Raw genomic sequence first — 16,900 nt, 5'->3', positions numbered from 1 at the left:
ATCATCACGGTGATCTTCGAGCTTCCCGATCAGCCCTGATGCAGTCGAGCGAATCGAGATCCCGATGTCCGTCACGATCTGGCATGCCCGCCTGGGTGATTGGCGGCCGCCCCGCGATCTGATCCTGGCCGATGCGGACGCCCTGGCGATCGATCCCGCCGCGGTGGAGCTGGCCGAGCTGTACAGCGCCAGTTCCGATGCCGAATTCGCCGCCCGGGACTGGTCGCTCGAGGAGGTCGCGGGTTGGCTGGACAATTCGCACCTCGATGTCCCGCATGTGCAGTTGGATCTGGGTGTGCGCAATCCGGACGGCCGGCTGGATCTGCAGTGCACGGTGCTGAGCGGGCGGGATTACGCCTCCACCGGGCGGGTCATCTTCCGTCGCGGGCTCGGCGATGAGCAGCTCGCCGGACACCTGGCCGGGATCCTGCGCCATGCTAATCGGACATATCCGCAGGTCACGTTGTTCACGGTGTACGAGTGGGATGAGCCCGCGCTCGCGACCGCCGCCCGCCGCGCCGGGTTCGAATCGGATCTCGACTAGCGCCGAAACCGGTCTGCGAGATCGGTATTCGAGGACCTTCCTCGTAGCGCGGACGGGCGAGCCGGTGGATGCGGAAACCACTGCGGCGGTGCGGTACACCGCGGCGCTGCTCGAGCACTCGGGTCATACGGTCGAACCGGTGCGGCTGCCGGTCACTCGCGGGTGGGCCGATGATTTCATCCAGCTCTGGGCGCTTTTGGCGGATCTGATCGGTACGGCGGGCAAGCTCACCTTCGGCCGATCCTTCGATCCAGCCGAATTCGACGGCCTCACAAGCGGATTGCGGGCGCATCATCGGGCGAATCTGCATCGCACGCCCGCCGCGCTGTGGCGGTTGCGCGGTACCGCTGCTGCGGTGGCGGGCATGTTCGCCAAGCATGAGCTGATTCTCTCGCCGGTGCTCTGCCACACCACACCGAAGCTCGGATACCTCAGCCCCACAGTCGAATTCGATGAGCTGATGACCCGGTTGACGAATTACGTCGGGTTCACCCCGATCAATAATGTGGCCGATACCCCGGCGATTTCGCTCCCGATGGGCATATCCGAGGCGGGCATGCCCATCGGTGTGCAACTCTCGGCAGCCGACGGCGATGAACGGACGCTGCTGGAGTCCGCGTTCGAACTCGAAGCGGCGCACCGTTTTCCGTCCACCACCGACCGGCGTTCTACGGTGTGAGGATCTGCGAGGTGGTCCGCGCCAGCGAGAAGTCGTCGATGTCGCCGTCATCGCCGGTCACGGTCTGCAGCATGCTCGCCAGAATGCCCAGAATGAGCATGACGATGAGCAGTACCTGCCCGCCGCGCGAGAGCAGCAGCGGCCGGGTCGGCGATTGCGGCGCGGGCTGGCCCCACTGCCGGACCGGCTGCCCCCATTGCGCGGTGGCCGGATCGACGGGCACCCCGGTCTGATCGCCGAACACGCCCTTCAGATAGGCCGGGGTCAGCAGATATGTGTAAGCCTGCGTACGCAATTCGGTGCGCATGATCGCGGTGGTCGCCTCGAAGACCGAGCGCGGCATACGCCCGGTGATCAGTACGATCAGCCAGAACACGAATGCCAGCATCGCCCAGCCCGACACGAGCCAGCTGGTGAACACCAGAATCGGGAAGGCCAGGATCAACCGGAACAGCACCGCGAGCCGATTCAACTCCGTCGGCGGCGGAAAGAGCACGCGGACCGGGTAATTCGGCGGATTCCAGGCGAACGGCGGGTATTCGTCGACCACCAGCATGAGGTACCCGTACACGCGGGCGCTGTAGGAGAAGTAGCCGCGCAGGAATTCACCACACCACTGCGGTAGTCGCCCGGTGAACAGTGCGCCGAACCAGCCGCAGACCACCACCACGAACGCGGCGAATCCCAGGAACCACATGACGATCAATTGCGGAATGGCCAGCAGCAGTCGCAGCAGCACCGTCCAGCGTTGATGCTGTTCCGGCGGAAACACATCCAATTCCACCAGCGCTTCACCAGGTATGCCGGTCGGTTGCCAATCCTGGCCGCCGGACGGCCACGGTTCGCCCATAGTCATACGATCACACCCGCTTTCCTGCTAGAGCAGTACAATTCGAGCCCGAATCTAGACCGCACCCGGGGAAACACCTGGTAACCGCGCCGTTGCCGTCCTAGTCACCGCCGATCAGTACGCACCATCGCCGGATCCATTGGGAACCGCGACGGCCGCTGCGGTCACCGTCGGAAGGATCGTGCCGGCCGCAGCGGCGGTTTCACGGGCGAAGAAGGAGCCGATATCACCGATCGAGCTCATCATCGGGGCGGGGAAGACGACGGTGGTGTTCTTGTCGACACCGAGTTCGATGAGCGTCTGCAGATTGCGCAATTGCAGGGCGAGCGGGTGCGCCATCATTATGTCCGACGCGTCGCCGAGCGCTGCCGCAGCCATCGATTCACCCTCTGCGGCAATGATTTTCGCCCGCTTCTCGCGTTCGGCTTCGGCTTGCTTGGCCATCGCGCGTTTCATGCTGTCGGGCAGCTGGATGTCCTTGAGCTCGACGAGGGTGACCTCGACACCCCATTCCAGGGTGGTGGTGTCCAGCATCTGACGGATATCGACATTGATCGTGTCGGTCTCGGCGAGCGCCTGATCGAGCGTATGCTGGCCCACCACTTTGCGCAGGGTGGTCTGCGCGATCTGATCGATTGCGGTGTAGACGTTCTCGATCGCGACCACCGACTTCTCGGCGTCGACCACGCGGAAGTAGGCCACCGCGGAGATATCGACGCTGACATTGTCCCGGGTGATGATGCCCTGCGACTGGATGGGCATGGTCACGATACGCATGGACACCCGTGACAGGCGATCGACGATCGGGATGATGAAGTTCAGGCCGGGCTGCCTGACCCCGACCACCCGGCCGAGACGGAACAACACCCCGCGCTGGTACTGGTACACCACTCGAATCGACAATGCCGCCGTGAGCAGCGCCAGCGCCGCGATCACAACCAGAACGGCAATCAAGGCGTTCATGGATTTCTCCTCCGGCACGTCCGTCGCAGGGCGATGCCGCGCACAGCGCGCCGCATCGGCGACGATTCCGGGCCGATGGTTTCATCATGCGCGCGCCGACCGGGCCGCACGCAGGGGCTTACGGCATCGGCGGCAGGGTATTCGGTAATCCGGCGGGACAAGACAGTTCCGGCGGCGTTGCGCCTGGTCAGCGGTGGAACGCCGACAGGAACCGCCAGATCACCTGGGTGGCATCGAATTGGTGGCTGACCTTGCCGACCAATCCGGCCGGGAGGTATTGCGGCCCGTCCGGCCAGGTGTGGCCGCCGCCGGTGATCGAATAGAGCTGGACCTTGCCACCATTGGCGCAGTCGGCGGATTCGATGGTCACCGTCGTGCCGTCATCGGTGGTCGGCGCGAGGGGAGTGCTGGTTACCGGGCCGCAGCCGTCCTTGGTGCGCCACAGCTGCTGGGTGGCTGCCACCGAGAGCACTGGACTGGATCCGCTGCCGCCGTGATTGCCGGAGGTGACGCGTACCGGGCCGCCGTCGTAGGGGACGATCGGATCGGCGGTGCCGTGGATCTCCAGCACCGGCAGGGGATGGGTTGTGGCGCAGGCGGATTCGTCGGCTGCGGGCAGGGGTCCCGCGACGGGTGCGATGGCGGCGAGCTTATCGGACAATCGGCAGCCCAGGTCCTGGGTGAACATGCCGCCGTTGGAGATTCCGGTGGCGTACACGCGATCGGCGTCGACCCCGTCCTGGGCGACGATGCGATCGATGAGCGCCGAGACGAACCCGACATCGTCGATGCCCGCGGCCCCGGCCTTGGTGTCCGCGCCGCGGCCGTCGCTCCAGGACTTCTCATAGCCGACGGGGTAGACGGCCACAAATCCCTCGGAGTCGGCGAGCCGGTCGAATCCGGCGGAGTTCGTCATCGATTCCGCGGTCCCGCCGCCCCCGTGAAATACCAGTACCACCGGTGGTCGCGCACCCACCCCGGCGGGCCGGTGGATCAGGTATTGCCGTTGCAGCCCACCGTATTCGAACGACACGGTGACATCGTCCGTCGCCCGCGCGAACGGATGTCCGCACCCGGCGGTCAGCATGATGAGTGCGGCGGAGGCTGCGGTGGCGGCAACGCGTGCGGCGGTCACCTCCCCGATGCTAAGCCGATTTCACCGACCCGGCCCGTCGGTGCGGGCGGCCGCGATATCGCCGCGAATTCGCTCGGTGATGGTGGTCAGATCCCAGCTCGCGTCGATCCGGGTTTCGGTGGTGAATTCCAGTGGCTGCCAGCCGTGATACCACTGCGCGAGGAAACTCTCCGGCACCTCCGCCGCGAGTGGGCGGCTCGCATGCCGGAGCAGGGTCTCCTCGAAGGAGAGATCGAAGGCGTAGAACAGGCTGCGGGGCGCGGCATTCGCCAATCGCTCCAGCATGGCACCGTATCGGCGGGTATCGAGGATGCCTTCGACAATGGTGACGAGCCCGCGCGCGAGCGCGAAAGTCGCGATGTGCTCGATCAATTCGACATTGATCCGCCCGGCCTCATCGGGTTCCCAGGTCATCTTGCGGCGCACCACATCCTGCGGCACGACCACACAGGTACTGCGCTCCATCGAATGCTGCAGTGTCGTTGCGGTGGTGGACTTCCCGGACGCGGAATTCCCGCGCAGCACCACCAGCACCGCACCCGCGGCCACGTCGTTCACGGCGTCAGGCACGCCCCCGCCCCCATTTGTCATGGCCCCCACCGTATCCGGCCGCGACAAGATCAACGGGATCTGACCGTGTTCGCTACGCGGCGAATGCCACGGTCAAGTCCCGTTGATCTTGGTCGGGGTCAGGGGACGACGGGGACTATGCGGCCGTCGGCGGTGTGGACGTTGATGAGGGGGTGTTCGCCGGTGCGGGTGCGGACCAGGGCGAAGGCCAGGCCGTTGGGGGCGATGGGGGCGGTGTAGCTGTCGATGGTGGAGATGACCGTGAGGGTGGTGGCGTCGGCGGCGGCGGTGCCCAGGACCGCGGACCAACTGGTTTGGGCGGGTTGGCCATCGGGGTCCGGGTGGGCGACGCGGGTGCGGCTCATGCGCAGTAGCGGGCGGTGGTCGAGGGTGCGGGCGGGGCGGGATCGCGAGACCGGGCGCGGGGTGCCCGAGACCATGGACGGGGTTATCCACTCGTCGTCGCGGTGTTCGACTATGACGATGACGCGGAAGTCGCGGCTCTCCAACAGCACCGCGGCCGCGCCGTCGCCGTGCTCGATGAGGGCCACCGGCTGGAATTGCTGGTCGAGCGCGGCCAGCCGGGCGGTGGCCGCCGCCACCGCGGGATGGGAGGGTACGGAAGTCACGGGGCTGCCCCCTTACCTCGGTTCGAACCACGAATTGTAGGCAACGCGGCGGGGTGCGGCCACTCGTACGCCAGAAGTGAAATGAACACGCAGCCGGACGGTTTCACAACCACAATGGCGAGGGTGCCGACCGAGTGCAGAGGATGCCCTGATGAGTGATGTGCTGCTGACCCCACCCGATGCGGTCGAAGTCCAGTGGGTGGCGCGCGGAGTGGTGAGCGCGGCGCAGGGCGAGCAGGGGCTCACACCCCTGCAGCAGTTGCTGATTCCGGCGCTGTTCCTGTCCCTGACAGGGCATGCGGTGGAGTTGGACGCGCTCGCGCCGATCACCCCGGTGGAATACGCGCAGGGCCTGACCCGGCGCAATCGGATCTTCCGCGAACGCGTCGTGCAGACCATGCTGCTCGCGGCGCTGGTGGTGCGGCCGCTGCCGGCTTGTGTGGGCGAACAGTTGCGGGCGTTCGCGGACGCCTTGGACGTGGATGACGAAATGATCTCCGTCGCACAGAAATACGCCGACGGCGCGGAGGATCTGGCCGCGGTCGACTTCTCCCGCAACGGGTATCTGAGCGGACTCGGCACCGGGCGCCTGCATGCCCTGCACACCTCGGAGCTGGACAGTTCCTGGAGCGCGGTGGTCGATGATCCGGTACTGGCCGCCCGCTGGGGCGAACTGCGCGAGCTGCCGATGGGGACACTCGGTCGCGGCGTGGCCGACTTCTACCGTGACCGCGGCTTCGTCACCCCCGGGCTGCCCGGATCCGCGCCACCGCTACTGGCACAGCATGATTGGGTGCATGTGCTCGCGGGCTACGGCACCACGCTGGAGAACGAGATCGAGGTGTTCGCGTTCATGGCGCGCGCCAATGACGATCCGCGCGCGTTCAGCCTGCTGGCAATGGTGATCTCGCTCTTCGAAACCGGGTATCTGCGCGCGGGCGCGGGACTCTTCGAAGCGAACGCGGGACACCTGCGGTCCTCGGGTATGGCGGGGCGGCTGGGTGATGCCCTGCGCCGGGGCGCGCTCACCCGGGGCAGTCACGATTTCCTGGACCTGGATTTCTTCGCGCTCGCGGATCGCCCGATCACCGTGGTGCGCAATGAGATCGGCCTGACTCCCAAGGCGGAGGCCGCGGTCTCGGCGGGTTCGGTCGGCCCCTGGCAGCCGGGCGGGATCACCCCGTTCCAGCTCAATTCCGCCCGCGTCGCCGCCGAATCCGAAGCGCGCCCGTACATTCCGTGGCAGCCCGACCCGACGCGGGACTGATCGACACCTCCCTCGCGCACACAGGTTCTTGCGCAAATGACGTCCCGAACTTGCTCGCGCACACGGGTTCCGGCGCAGGGCGAAATCCCGAACCATCGCGCGCAAACATGTTCTGACGCGGGTGGCATCCCGAACCACCGCGCACGCGGATGGTGGAACGTGGGTGGTGTCGCGAGACGCGCTTGCCGGGCGGTGTGCCCCCTAGGGCACTTCTCAGGCGGAGCCGAGGAGTCCGAGCATGCCGGAAACCGCTGCGGGCCAGGTGAATTGCTCGGCGCGGGTGCGGGCGGCCTGGCGGCGTTGCAACAGCGGCCGGGACAGCACATCGGTGACGGCGCGCGCGAAGGCGATGGGGTGGTCGGCGGCCACCGCACCGCAGTCGGCGGTGACGATATCGGCCAGCGCCGAGGAGCGGCTGGCCACCACCGGCGTGCCCGCGGCGAGGGCTTCCAGGGCGGCGAGACCGAAGGTTTCGTGCGGGCCGGGAGCCAGCGAGACGTCGGCGGTGGCGAGCAGGGTCGCCAATTCCGTTCTGTCATTGATGAATCCGGTGAAATGCACTGCCGGAAGACCGTCGCGCAATGGCGGGAGGGTGCGGGCGCGGCGCTCGAGGGCCTCACGGCGCGGGCCGTCACCGGCGACGATGAGCCGCGCGTCGATGCCCTCGCGCCGCAGTCGGCCGACGGCTTCGATACTGCGGTCCACCCGCTTCTCCACGGACAGGCGACCGCAGTGCACCAGCAGTGGGTAGTCCGCCGCGCCGAGATCGGTGCGCAGCCGCAGATCGCAGCGGGTCGGGCTGAACATGTCCAGGTCGACGCCGAGTGGCACCAATTCCACATTCGGCACATCGATGCGCTCGAACTCCTCGCGCGCGAATTGTGTTGTGCAGACCACGATGTCGTAGTTCTCGGCGGTGCGCCGATTGGCCGCGTCCGCCGCCCGCCGCGCCGCGGGCCCGGGCAGCACCTGCCCGAGCAGCCGGTCGAGGCGCTCGTGCGAGATCATCACCCCGGCCACGTCCCGCCGCCGCGCCCAGCGCCCGAATCCGCGCAGGGTCAACCGATCCGACACCTCGAGTACGTCGGGCCGCAGCCCGGACAGCACATCGGCCACCCGGCGCGGATGCGCGGCCCGATATCCGCCGGTCCACGGAATCGCGGGCGCGGGCACCGTAATTCGCCACACCCCCGACGGCAGCAGCTCTTCGGCCCGCCGCGGCCCCGGCACGATCAGCATCACCTCGTGCCCGGCCGCCACATATCCCGCACCCAAATGGTGCAGTGCCGTGCGCAGCCCACCCGACCTCGGCCCATAGAAGTTCGCCAGCTGCACGATGCGCACTTGGCTGATCGTGCAGGGCACCGGGTTACCGGCGGCACCCCCGCGACCAACGCCGTATGAACTCCAGTCGACGAACCGTGGTCGCCTGAGCCGCTTCAGGGTCTGGCGCGGGGCCATCGATCTTGGTAGACCTTGGTGACGGAACCGGATAGTGATCCGGGTCATTCGGGGACAAGGGGAATCATGGTGGACGCCAAAGCTCAGCTGGAGCGGGAATTGGGTGGGCCGCTGGCCGCGCTCGAACTGCTGTCCGAGGCCGAAACCGCCGACCTGCTGGAGGTTTTCCGGCAGGCACAGCGCACCGAAACCGAGGAAATGGTGGCCGCGGTCGACAAAACCGTCTCCGCGCTGCCGTGGCCGCTGAGCACCGCGGCCAAGAAGATCATGTTCGGAAACAGGCTGGGATGAGCGATCTGGTCACCCGGGCGCAGATCACCCTGCTCTCCCGCACCCTGCACGTACCCGCCGAACGCCTGGCGCACCTGGAGAAACTCGGCGCACGACACCTGCACGAATTGCAGGAGGCCATGGCGAAAGTCATTTTCGCCCAGCACAATCAGACGTTCGCGCGGCTGAGCATGCTGGTGCCGATCATTCCGCTGAGTATTTCGCTGCCGCTGGTGCAGCGCGTGGTGCCGGCGGTGATCGCCGGGCGCGCGGCCGGGGCCATCGGCGTGGAGCATCCACGTAAGGCGGCCGAGGCGGTCTGCATGCTGAAACCGTCCTACGCCGCCGACGGCGCACCGTATATGGATCCGCATGCGGTGGGTCAGCTCGCCGATATCGCCCCGCCCGAGCCCGTGGTCGCGATCGTCAACGAGATTCTGCGCCGCGGCGACTATGTGACCGCCGGACCGTTCCTCGCCTATGCCACACCGGCATTGATCAAGGCGGTGGAGCGGGGCACCCACGATGACGAGGGCCTGATCCGCTCGGCCGCGTACGCCTATTCGGGCGAGAGCATCAGCATGGTGGTGCGGCATCTGCTGGACGGGATCGAGCAGCGGATTCCGCGGCTGATCCAGACCATCTTGAAGGGATCCGATGAGTTGAAGCTGGCGGCGGTGTCGGTGTTCGCGCGCTGCGATACCGATGTGATCGTCGGTATCGGCGACATCCTGTTCGACGAGGGGTCGGCCGAGGACATCGCGGCCCTGGTACGCACCTTCATCGCGGCCGGCGCGATACCGGAGACGCTGCGGTTCGTCGGGCAACTGAGCCCGTCGGCACTGGATCTGCTGGCCGCCAATCCAGTGCTGACCGAACAGGAGTCGATCCACACGCTGACCGCCACGATCGACGGCGGCACCGATGCCGCGACCTGGCGCGGACTCCTGGAATTGGCCGAGCGCACCGCACCCGCTCTCGCGCGCCGCATCGGCGCAACCGTGTCGCACCTCGAGGCCGACGCGCTGGCGCAGCTGCCCGCGATACTGACCGCCGCTGATCTATGGCCGTCAGTGCTGCGCGTTCTCGCCGTCGCCGAACCCGATGCGCAATCGCGCATCGGGCAGGCGTGGTCCATGCTGGCGGATCCCGACCGGCGGGAATTGGCAGAACGCATTACCGAACTCGATCTGAGCGAACAGCTTTCGGCACTCGCCGCCACCTTGCAGATCGCGCACTGAGTTTCGAGCCGACCGGCCTGGCCACGAAATGCGGCGGGCCGGTCATGGTCGGCGTAGTCGCCCGCGTCCGATCCCCGGCCGAGTGTGCACCCAGGGCGGAGATTCGGGCATACCACCGCCCTAGCTACACAGTCGGCAGTCGGGGCGGGTGCGCGCGGCTAGTTGCCGGGGCCGAACCAGCGGGTCAGTGCCTCCGGTAATCCTGTGGTGTCGGACGTATCGGTGGCCCAGGCGACGATGCCGTCGGGGCGGACCAGGATGGCTGAAACAGTGTGGGGTTGAGCGGGTTTGGTGGTGATCACCTGGACTCGGTCGGGGTGGGCGGCGGCCGGGGCACGCACGGCGGGAGAGTCGGTGAAATCGAAGAGGACCGCTTGGCCGGTGCGGAAGTGGTCGCCGATTCGGGTACCGTTGGCGAGTTCCAGGTCCGGGGTGATCGCACCGGTCAAGGGGTGGGTGCCGCCGAGGTCGTAGCGGTGCAGGACGCCGGAGATCTTCTTGAAGATGGCGGTGGCGGCGTCGCGGGTGGACAGGAGTTCGGTGGTGATCGCGCGCAGGGCTCGGCTGCGGGGGTCGGTGCGCATGAGGGCTACTTGCGCGCGGGTCCAGTCCAGGACCCAGGCGCCGACGGGGTGGCGTTCGGCGGTGTAGGTGTCGAGCAGATCCGTTGGGGCCCAACCCCGTACGACGGCGGCGAGTTTCCAGCCGAGGTTGACCGCGTCGCCGATGCCGAGGTTCAGGCCCTGACCGCCGAAGGGAGAGTGCACGTGCGCCGCGTCACCGGCGAGTAGGACGCGGCCCTTGCGGTAGTCCGGGACCTGGCGGGTGTTGTCGGTGAAGCGGGTCGCCGAAAGCACATTGCTGATGCGCACTTCCACGCCGGTCACTGTGCGGAAGCTCTGTTCGAGTTCCTGCGCGGTAATGGGTGCGGTGCGGTCTGCGGGCGGCCCGTCGAGTTCGACGGTGAGGAAGCGTCCGGGCATGGGACCGTACACGTAGATGCCGGTGGGGGTGGCGTGCCAGCCGGGGGCGACGGCCTCCGCGCCGGTCATCTCGACCAGCGCCTGCCTGCCGGTGATCTCCGGATCCAGGCCGGGGAAGTCGAAGCCCGCGATCTTGCGGACGATACTGCGCCCGCCGTCGCAGCCGACCAGCCAGCCCGCCCGCACCGTGCGGTCAGCGCAGTCGAGGGTGACGCCGACGCCGTCGTCGTCGAACCCGGTCACCTCGACGCCCCGGCGGATCTCCACCCCGAGTTCGAGGGCGCGGCGGGCCAAGACGATCTCGATGCCCTGCTGTGAGACGAACCAGGCCGCCGCGGCCGGGCCCGCGTCCTGGAAGGCCGGATCATCGAGATCGATTGCGGCACCGTCGAGTTGGATTCCGGCGAAATGCCCGGGCACCAGGCGTTCGCCCGCCGGGCGCGGCTCCGCACCCATGCCGCGCAGGAAGGTCGCCATCCTGGCCATCGAGGCGTCATGTTGTTCCTGCAGTTCCGGCAGTAGGCCGTGACGCGAGAGTGCCTGTGCCGTCGGCACATTCACGGCCCCGGCCTTGACCGTCAGATCCATCTCGGCCAGTCGCTCCAGCACCAGCACATCCACCCCGGCCAGCCGCAGTTCGCAAGCCAGCATCAGCCCGACCGGTCCCGCTCCGACCACCACCACATCGCGTGTCTCGTTCATGAGAATCACTCTGCCGATGCCCGATTGCCCCGCACTTGCGCTGTCTTGCATACCGCTTACGTCCGGCGTGGCACCGCCCCGCACGCCCTCGAAAACGACTCGGGTCGCACACCGCGTGGTGTGCGACCCGAAGTGCGGTCATGGTGGCGGGATCAGCCCCAGCCGCGGGAGTCCTGCTTGAGGGCGGTGTCGATGGCCAGGCCCGAGGCCACAACCATGGACAGCAGGGGCTGGGGGAGTTGGCGGTGGATCTGCACGACGTAGTTGTCGGCGGTGGTGAACATGTTCTTGAGCAGGCCCTCCCACGTCTTGGTGATGCGGGCGACCTCCTGACCGGTGTGGTCGTGGATCATGAAATTCCAGGCGCGCCAGTTCTCGGCGCGAATCCCGCCGATTTGCTGGCCATTCACCACAAAGGAGAAGTTGATCTTGCCGATCATGTTCTCCTGGATGATCTCCCCGATCGGCTGACCATTGCCGTGCTCGATCAGGAAGCGGGACTTGAAGACCTTGGCCGGGCGGGTCACGCGCAGCATGGTCTGACCCTGGCCGTCGCGGATCTCCAGCTTGTGCGTCATGAACTGGTCGTAGCTGGACATGAAGCGCACGGCCTTCTTGAGCGCGCTCTGCCCGACCTCCACCACCGCGCCGATCTGGCGGCCGTGCTGATCGAAAACGCTGTACTCATTGGCCATTTCGATGAGCTTGACCTTCTGGTTCACCACCAGGATCGGCTCGGTGAACACGGTGCCGCCACCGGCCTGGGTCGCGCCGACCCCGGCCTGCTGCTGCACCTGCCGCTGAATCGCGGAGGGATCGTGCGCGCCGCCGATCTCGAGTTCGAGCGCGTGCGCGTCACTGGGCTGCTGACCGTACTGCTGCTGACCGTATTGCTGACCCTGCGGCGCGTACTGCTGCTGACCGTACGCCTGGCCCTGCTGCTGGCCCTGTTTCGCATAGCCCTGTTGTTGCTGATGCTGTTGCTGCCCGGCCGGTGCGTACTGCTGGCCTTGCTGTCCGTACTGCCCCTGCTGTTGCCCGTGCGTTTGCTGGGCCGCCTGAGGCTGTGCCTGTGCCGATTGCTGCTGCGGCTGAGTGTGATTCGTCCATTGCGCGCCGTCCCACCAGCGCAGCACGGTGGAACCTTGACTCTCGGGATACCAACCCGGGGGATGACTCATGGCCGCATCCTAACGGGGTCCTGTGAGTCTGCACTTTTTGCGGTTTTCGTCGCATGTGCCCGCCTATGATGGGCGGTCGAACACGGGCGCACCGGATACGGGCACCCTAGGACGGGGAAAACATGTCTGCCACAGTCGATTTCGCCTCTGGCGGAGCCTTCGCGACTCGGACCGGCCTATGACCGATCTGGTCACTCGCGCCCAACTGGTACTGCTGGCACGGACCCTGCACGTCCCGGTCGAACGCATCGAACACCTCGAGCGCCTGGGCGCGCACCGGCTCAACGACCTGCAACAGCGCATGTCCGGCGCGCTGTTCGACCAGCACACACCGGTTTTCGAGCGGATCAGCGCACTGGTGCCGATCATTCCGCTCGGCATTTCGCTGCCCATCGTGCAGCGCATGGTGCCCCCGGCCATGACCGGTCGCGCGGCCGGCGCTGTCGGCGTCCAGCATCCGCGCAAAGCCGTGGACGCGCTGCTGCGGCTCAATATCGAGTATGCCGCCGACTGCGCGCCCTATCTGGACCCGCGCACCGTCGGACAGCTCGCCGACGACGCGCCCACCGCACCGGTCATCGCGATCGTCAATGAACTGCTGCGGCGGCGCGACTACATCACCGCGGGACCGTTCCTGGCCTATGCCACACCGGAATTGGTGCGCGCGGTGGAGCAGGACGTCCCCGATGACGAGGGGCTGATCCGTTCGGCCGCCTACGCCTACTCCGGTGAGAGCATCAGTGCTATTGTGCGGCAACTGCTTTCGGGACCGGGACAGCGGATTCCCGGCCTGCTCGGCACGGTCATCAACGGCTCCAAGGAGCTGCGCCTGGCCGCGCTGTCGGTCTTCGCGCGCTGCGCCCCCGATGTGATCGTCGCCGTCGGCGATATTCTCTTCGAGGTCGCTCCACCCTCGGCCGTCGCCGACCTGCTCACCACCTTCCTGGCCGCCGACGCCACCGACGACCTGCTGCGTTTCGCGGGCCAGCTCAGCCGCTCGGCCCTGACCAAACTCGCCTTCAATCCCGTGATCGCCGAGGCCGCGGAAACCCTGGTCACCGCGGTCGACGGCAGCAGCGAACTCGCCCTGTGGCGCGGCGTCCTGGAACCCCTGGCCCGCACCCCCGCCGAGGTACGCCGCCGCGCCGGAACCCAACTCGCCGAACTCGACTCCTCGACCCTGGTCATGCTCCCCGCCATCGCCCAGGCCGCCCGCCTGTGGGCTCCGCTGCTGTGGGTGCTGTCCGCCACCGACGTCGCCGCCCAAGCCCATATCGGCGAATTGTGGGCGTCCTCCACCCGTCTGAACCCCGAAGTCCTCGAACGCCGCATCGCCGACCAACGCCTGGACTCGCTCCTGGCCACCCTCACCATGACCTTGCGCGTGCTGCGCTGATCACCCCCGTCGGCGAGCGTGCACTCATGGCGGAATTCGGTGCGTATCACCGCCACCGGTGCACAGTCGCCGAATGTGCCGCACCCGGGCTGATCGCATACCTCGGGATTCCGGGAAAGGGTTGGGCCAGGGGTGATTTCAATCGCGGGCGGTGGCCACCACCTGCATCGCCGCCGGCGCGACACGGCGGGGGCCGGGGGCGGCGGCGTGGCGAGGTGGTAGGAAAGGGGACGTGTCCCAAACTGGCGAAGCGCGTACCTCCCGTGCCGTCTCGGAGGTGGTGGACCTGGTCAGCACGCTGATCCGGTTCGACACCTCCAATACCGGCGAACTCGAGACCACCAAGGGCGAGCGCGAATGCGCGCAGTGGGTGGCCGATCAACTCCAGCAGGCCGGATACACCACCGAATATGTGGAGTCCGGCGCGCCCGGACGCGGCAATGTGTTCGCACGCTTGCAGGGCGCGGATTCCAGCCGCGGGGCGCTGATGATGCATGGGCATCTGGATGTGGTGCCCGCCCAGGCGCAGGACTGGAGTGTGCACCCGTTTTCCGGGGCCATTCGCGACGGCTATGTGTGGGGCCGCGGGGCCATCGATATGAAGGATATGGTCGGCATGATGCTGGCCGTGGCCCGGCAGTTCAAGATCGAGGGCACGGTGCCGCCGCGCGATATCGTCTTCGCGTTCCTCGCCGATGAGGAGAACGGCGGCCGCTGGGGCTCGCAGTGGCTGGCGGACAATCGGCCCGATCTGTTCGCCGGGATCACCGAGGCGGTCGGCGAGGTCGGCGGATTCTCGCTCACGGTGCCGCGACCCGATGGCAGTGAGCGCCGGTTGTATCTGGTCGAAACCGCCGAAAAGGGTTTGGGCTGGATGCGATTGCGCGCCAAGGCCCGCGCCGGGCACGGCTCGTTCCTGCACGAGGACAATGCGGTCACCATTCTGGCGCAGGCGGTCGCACGCCTGGGCACACACACCTTTCCCCTGGTCGTCTCGGATTCGGTGGCGGAGTTCCTGGCCGCGGTCGCCGAGGAATCCGGTCTGAGGTTCGATCCGTCGAGCCCCGATATCGAAGGCCAACTGGCCAAGCTCGGCACCATCTCCCGCATTATCGGTGCGACCCTGCGCGATACGGCCAATCCGACCATGCTGCAGGCCGGGTACAAGGCCAATGTGATTCCGCAGACCGCCGAGGCCGTGGTGGACTGCCGTGTCGTGCCCGGCCGCCAAGCCGAGTTCGAGAAGGAGGTGGACGCGCTCATCGGCCCCGATGTCGAACGCGAGTGGATCACCAAACTCGACTCGTACGAAACGACTTTCGACGGGCACCTGGTCGACGCCATGAACGCCGCCATCCTCGCCCACGATCCGCACGGCCGCACCGTACCGTACATGCTCTCGGGCGGCACCGACGCGAAAGCCTTCGCGCGCTTGGGAATTCGCTGCTTCGGCTTCGCACCACTGCGACTGCCCCCGGACCTGGATTTCAGCGCATTGTTCCACGGCGTGGACGAACGCGTCCCGGTGGCGTCACTGGAATTCGGTGCGAGCGTACTGGAACACTTCCTGCTGAACTGCTGACAGTCTGCGATCGAAAGGACGGCCCGTGCCCGACTATTCATACAACCCCTACGCCCCACTGCCGCAACTGCCCGAGTTCACCCTCACCTCCAGCGAGATCAGCGAGGGCAAGCCGCTGCATATGGATCAGGTCAGCGCGCTGGGCGGCGCGGGCGGCAAGGACATCTCCCCGCAACTGAGCTGGAGCGGATTCCCCGCTGAGACAAAGAGTTTCGCCGTCACCGTATTCGACCCCGACGCACCGACCGCCTCGGGCTTCTGGCATTGGGTGGTGGCGAATATCCCCGCGAGCACCACAAGCCTGGAGTCCGGCCAGGGCAGCAAGGGCGGCACACTGCCCGAAGGCGCCGTGGTGCTGCGCAATGACGCGGGCCTGCACGAGTACACCGGCGCGTTCCCGCCCGCCAACCACGGCCCGCACCGCTACTTCGTGGTCGTGCACGCGGTCGGCGTGGACAAGCTCGAGGTCGACGAGAACGCCTCACCCGCGTACCTGGGCTTCAACCTGTTCATGAACGCCATCGGGCGCGCGACGCTGATCGGCACGCACGAGCAGAAGTAGAGCGCGTTGTCGATAGTGGCCCCGGGCGAATCGCTCGGGGCCACTGTTGTTCCGGCGCGCATCTGCCGAGTCCTCGCGCTGTCCTTTGCCGGGGTGTGGATCCCGGCCGAAAACATGCCGGGCGGGGCGGGGCACTTGCCGACATGGCGGTGTTGCTCGAGCACGCCGGACATATCCCACTGACCATCACGTCGAGGTAGGCGCGCACGGGAGGGCGGCCCCGGGACGTGCGGGCTCGTGATGGGGAGCAACCCAAGCCGGCGCCTCAGTCGTGGCGCGGGTCCGAGAGCGCCGCCAGCGCACGGACTCCGGCGGTGAGGTCCTCGGCGGTCGGGGCGTTTCCGGGCTCGACGAGAGCCTGCACGAGGAGGCCGCCGATCACGGTCTGCACGATCGCACCGATACGGGGGTCGTTGTCGCCCAAGGCTTCCGAGAGACCCGTGCGGGCGCGGACCTGTGCCGCGCCGATCTCGGTGCGCAGTTCGGGGGAGTGCAGGGCCTGCGCCATGGCCTCTACATTGGCCGACCACAGCGCGCGGTCGGTGGCGAAGGATTCGATGAGCTTGCGCCAGAACAAGGTCAGGCGCTCATCGGAGTCGAGGTCCTCGCCTTCGGGCAGTGAGGTCAGGATCCGGTTCACCGATTCGGCGGTCGACTCCAGCATGGCTTGATTGAGCAGCTGGTCGCGGGTGCCGAAGTGGTAGTTGATGGCGGCCAGGTTGGTACCGGAGGCGGCCACGATATCGCGCACGGTGGTGCGGGCCAGGCCGCGTTCGGCCAGGCACTGTTTCGCGCCGGCGAGCAGATCTTCTCGGGTTCCCACGGCGTGCAGCATAGCAGCGGATTCAAACGTACGTTTGTGACGTTCGTTTCAAACATCTGTTT

17 protein-coding genes are annotated in these 16,900 nt (G+C 67.1%); 8 read left to right on the top strand and 9 right to left on the bottom strand.

All coding sequences use genetic code 11. The features are described 5' to 3' along the window. Positions 1 to 64: 64 nt before the first annotated feature. A complete protein-coding gene (locus GFY24_RS41205) occupies positions 65 to 544 on the top strand; it encodes a hypothetical protein (protein WP_194852984.1) in 480 nt (159 codons plus the stop codon). Then, positions 435 to 1,223: an amidase family protein gene (locus GFY24_RS22765; RefSeq protein ID WP_309231200.1), complete on the top strand. Its 789-nt coding sequence runs from the start codon at positions 435 to 437 to the stop codon at positions 1,221 to 1,223. The genes GFY24_RS41205 and GFY24_RS22765 overlap by 110 nt, the downstream gene beginning before the upstream one ends. Here the strand turns inward: GFY24_RS22765 and GFY24_RS22760 are convergent. The 5 genes from GFY24_RS22760 to GFY24_RS22740 form a co-directional block, all read right to left on the bottom strand. Next, the gene (locus tag GFY24_RS22760; protein WP_228566562.1) at positions 1,213 to 2,079 is read right to left on the bottom strand and encodes a DUF4389 domain-containing protein; all 867 of its coding nucleotides are present in this window, start codon (positions 2,077 to 2,079) and stop codon (positions 1,213 to 1,215) included. The genes GFY24_RS22765 and GFY24_RS22760 overlap by 11 nt on opposite strands. 108 nt (positions 2,080 to 2,187) lie before the next feature. Beyond that, complete coding sequence (locus GFY24_RS22755) at positions 2,188 to 3,036, bottom strand: slipin family protein (RefSeq protein WP_153807093.1); 849 nt, start codon at positions 3,034 to 3,036, stop codon at positions 2,188 to 2,190. A 187-nt stretch (positions 3,037 to 3,223) separates the two neighbouring features. After that, a complete protein-coding gene (locus tag GFY24_RS22750; RefSeq protein WP_309231199.1) occupies positions 3,224 to 4,171 on the bottom strand; it encodes a PHB depolymerase family esterase in 948 nt (315 codons plus the stop codon). 21 nt (positions 4,172 to 4,192) lie between these two features. Further along, entirely contained in the window at positions 4,193 to 4,762 is a 570-nt protein-coding gene (locus GFY24_RS22745) for an AAA family ATPase (protein WP_153807092.1), read from the bottom strand. A 98-nt stretch (positions 4,763 to 4,860) separates the two neighbouring features. Next, positions 4,861 to 5,370: a hypothetical protein gene (locus GFY24_RS22740; RefSeq protein WP_153807091.1), complete on the bottom strand. Its 510-nt coding sequence runs from the start codon at positions 5,368 to 5,370 to the stop codon at positions 4,861 to 4,863. A 151-nt stretch (positions 5,371 to 5,521) separates the two neighbouring features. Here GFY24_RS22740 and GFY24_RS22735 point away from each other — a divergent pair, with 151 nt between their 5' ends. Then, entirely contained in the window at positions 5,522 to 6,637 is a 1,116-nt protein-coding gene (locus tag GFY24_RS22735) for a hypothetical protein (protein WP_153807090.1), read from the top strand. A 213-nt stretch (positions 6,638 to 6,850) separates the two neighbouring features. Here GFY24_RS22735 and GFY24_RS22730 read toward each other — a convergent pair whose 3' ends face one another. After that, on the bottom strand, positions 6,851 to 7,981 hold the full coding sequence (locus GFY24_RS22730; RefSeq protein ID WP_309231198.1) for a glycosyltransferase: 1,131 nt from the start codon (positions 7,979 to 7,981) through the stop codon (positions 6,851 to 6,853). Between the two features lie 135 nt (positions 7,982 to 8,116). Between GFY24_RS22730 and GFY24_RS22725 the strand changes: the two genes are divergently transcribed. Both GFY24_RS22725 and GFY24_RS22720 read left to right on the top strand, forming a co-directional pair. Continuing rightward, a complete protein-coding gene (locus GFY24_RS22725; RefSeq protein WP_153807088.1) occupies positions 8,117 to 8,389 on the top strand; it encodes a hypothetical protein in 273 nt (90 codons plus the stop codon). Then, positions 8,386 to 9,609, top strand: a complete 1,224-nt coding sequence (locus GFY24_RS22720) for a hypothetical protein (RefSeq protein WP_153807087.1) — start codon at positions 8,386 to 8,388, stop codon at positions 9,607 to 9,609. Before GFY24_RS22725 ends, GFY24_RS22720 begins: the two co-directional genes overlap by 4 nt. A 158-nt stretch (positions 9,610 to 9,767) precedes the next feature. On the opposite strand, the gene GFY24_RS22715 is transcribed toward GFY24_RS22720, so the two are convergent. Both GFY24_RS22715 and GFY24_RS22710 read right to left on the bottom strand, forming a co-directional pair. Beyond that, on the bottom strand, positions 9,768 to 11,294 hold the full coding sequence (locus GFY24_RS22715) for an FAD-dependent oxidoreductase (RefSeq protein ID WP_153807086.1): 1,527 nt from the start codon (positions 11,292 to 11,294) through the stop codon (positions 9,768 to 9,770). Between the two features lie 152 nt (positions 11,295 to 11,446). Then, positions 11,447 to 12,475 carry a phospholipid scramblase-related protein gene (locus tag GFY24_RS22710; protein ID WP_153807085.1) on the bottom strand — a complete coding sequence of 343 codons (1,029 nt, stop codon included), beginning with the start codon at positions 12,473 to 12,475 and terminating at the stop codon, positions 11,447 to 11,449. Positions 12,476 to 12,653: 178 nt separating this feature from the next. Here GFY24_RS22710 and GFY24_RS22705 point away from each other — a divergent pair, with 178 nt between their 5' ends. The 3 genes from GFY24_RS22705 (at position 12,654) to GFY24_RS22695 (ending at position 16,015) form a co-directional block, all read left to right on the top strand. Further along, entirely contained in the window at positions 12,654 to 13,871 is a 1,218-nt protein-coding gene (locus tag GFY24_RS22705) for a hypothetical protein (RefSeq protein WP_153807084.1), read from the top strand. A gap of 232 nt (positions 13,872 to 14,103) precedes the next feature. Beyond that, positions 14,104 to 15,453, top strand: a complete 1,350-nt coding sequence (locus GFY24_RS22700) for a M20/M25/M40 family metallo-hydrolase (protein ID WP_309231197.1) — start codon at positions 14,104 to 14,106, stop codon at positions 15,451 to 15,453. Between the two features lie 25 nt (positions 15,454 to 15,478). Beyond that, positions 15,479 to 16,015, top strand: coding sequence for a YbhB/YbcL family Raf kinase inhibitor-like protein (locus GFY24_RS22695; RefSeq protein WP_309231196.1), 537 nt, complete (start codon positions 15,479 to 15,481; stop codon positions 16,013 to 16,015). A 265-nt stretch (positions 16,016 to 16,280) separates the two neighbouring features. Here GFY24_RS22695 and GFY24_RS22690 read toward each other — a convergent pair whose 3' ends face one another. Then, positions 16,281 to 16,838 (bottom strand): TetR/AcrR family transcriptional regulator, encoded by a 558-nt coding sequence (locus tag GFY24_RS22690; protein WP_309231195.1) that lies wholly within the window; start codon positions 16,836 to 16,838, stop codon positions 16,281 to 16,283. Between the last annotated feature and the right edge of the window lie 62 nt (positions 16,839 to 16,900).

The sequence above is a fragment of the Nocardia sp. SYP-A9097 genome, assembly GCF_009649815.1.
Taxonomy (GTDB): Bacteria; Actinomycetota; Actinomycetes; order Mycobacteriales; family Mycobacteriaceae; genus Nocardia.
Note: the sequence above shows the minus strand (reverse complement) of the source record. Positions and strands in the feature narration are given on the sequence as shown.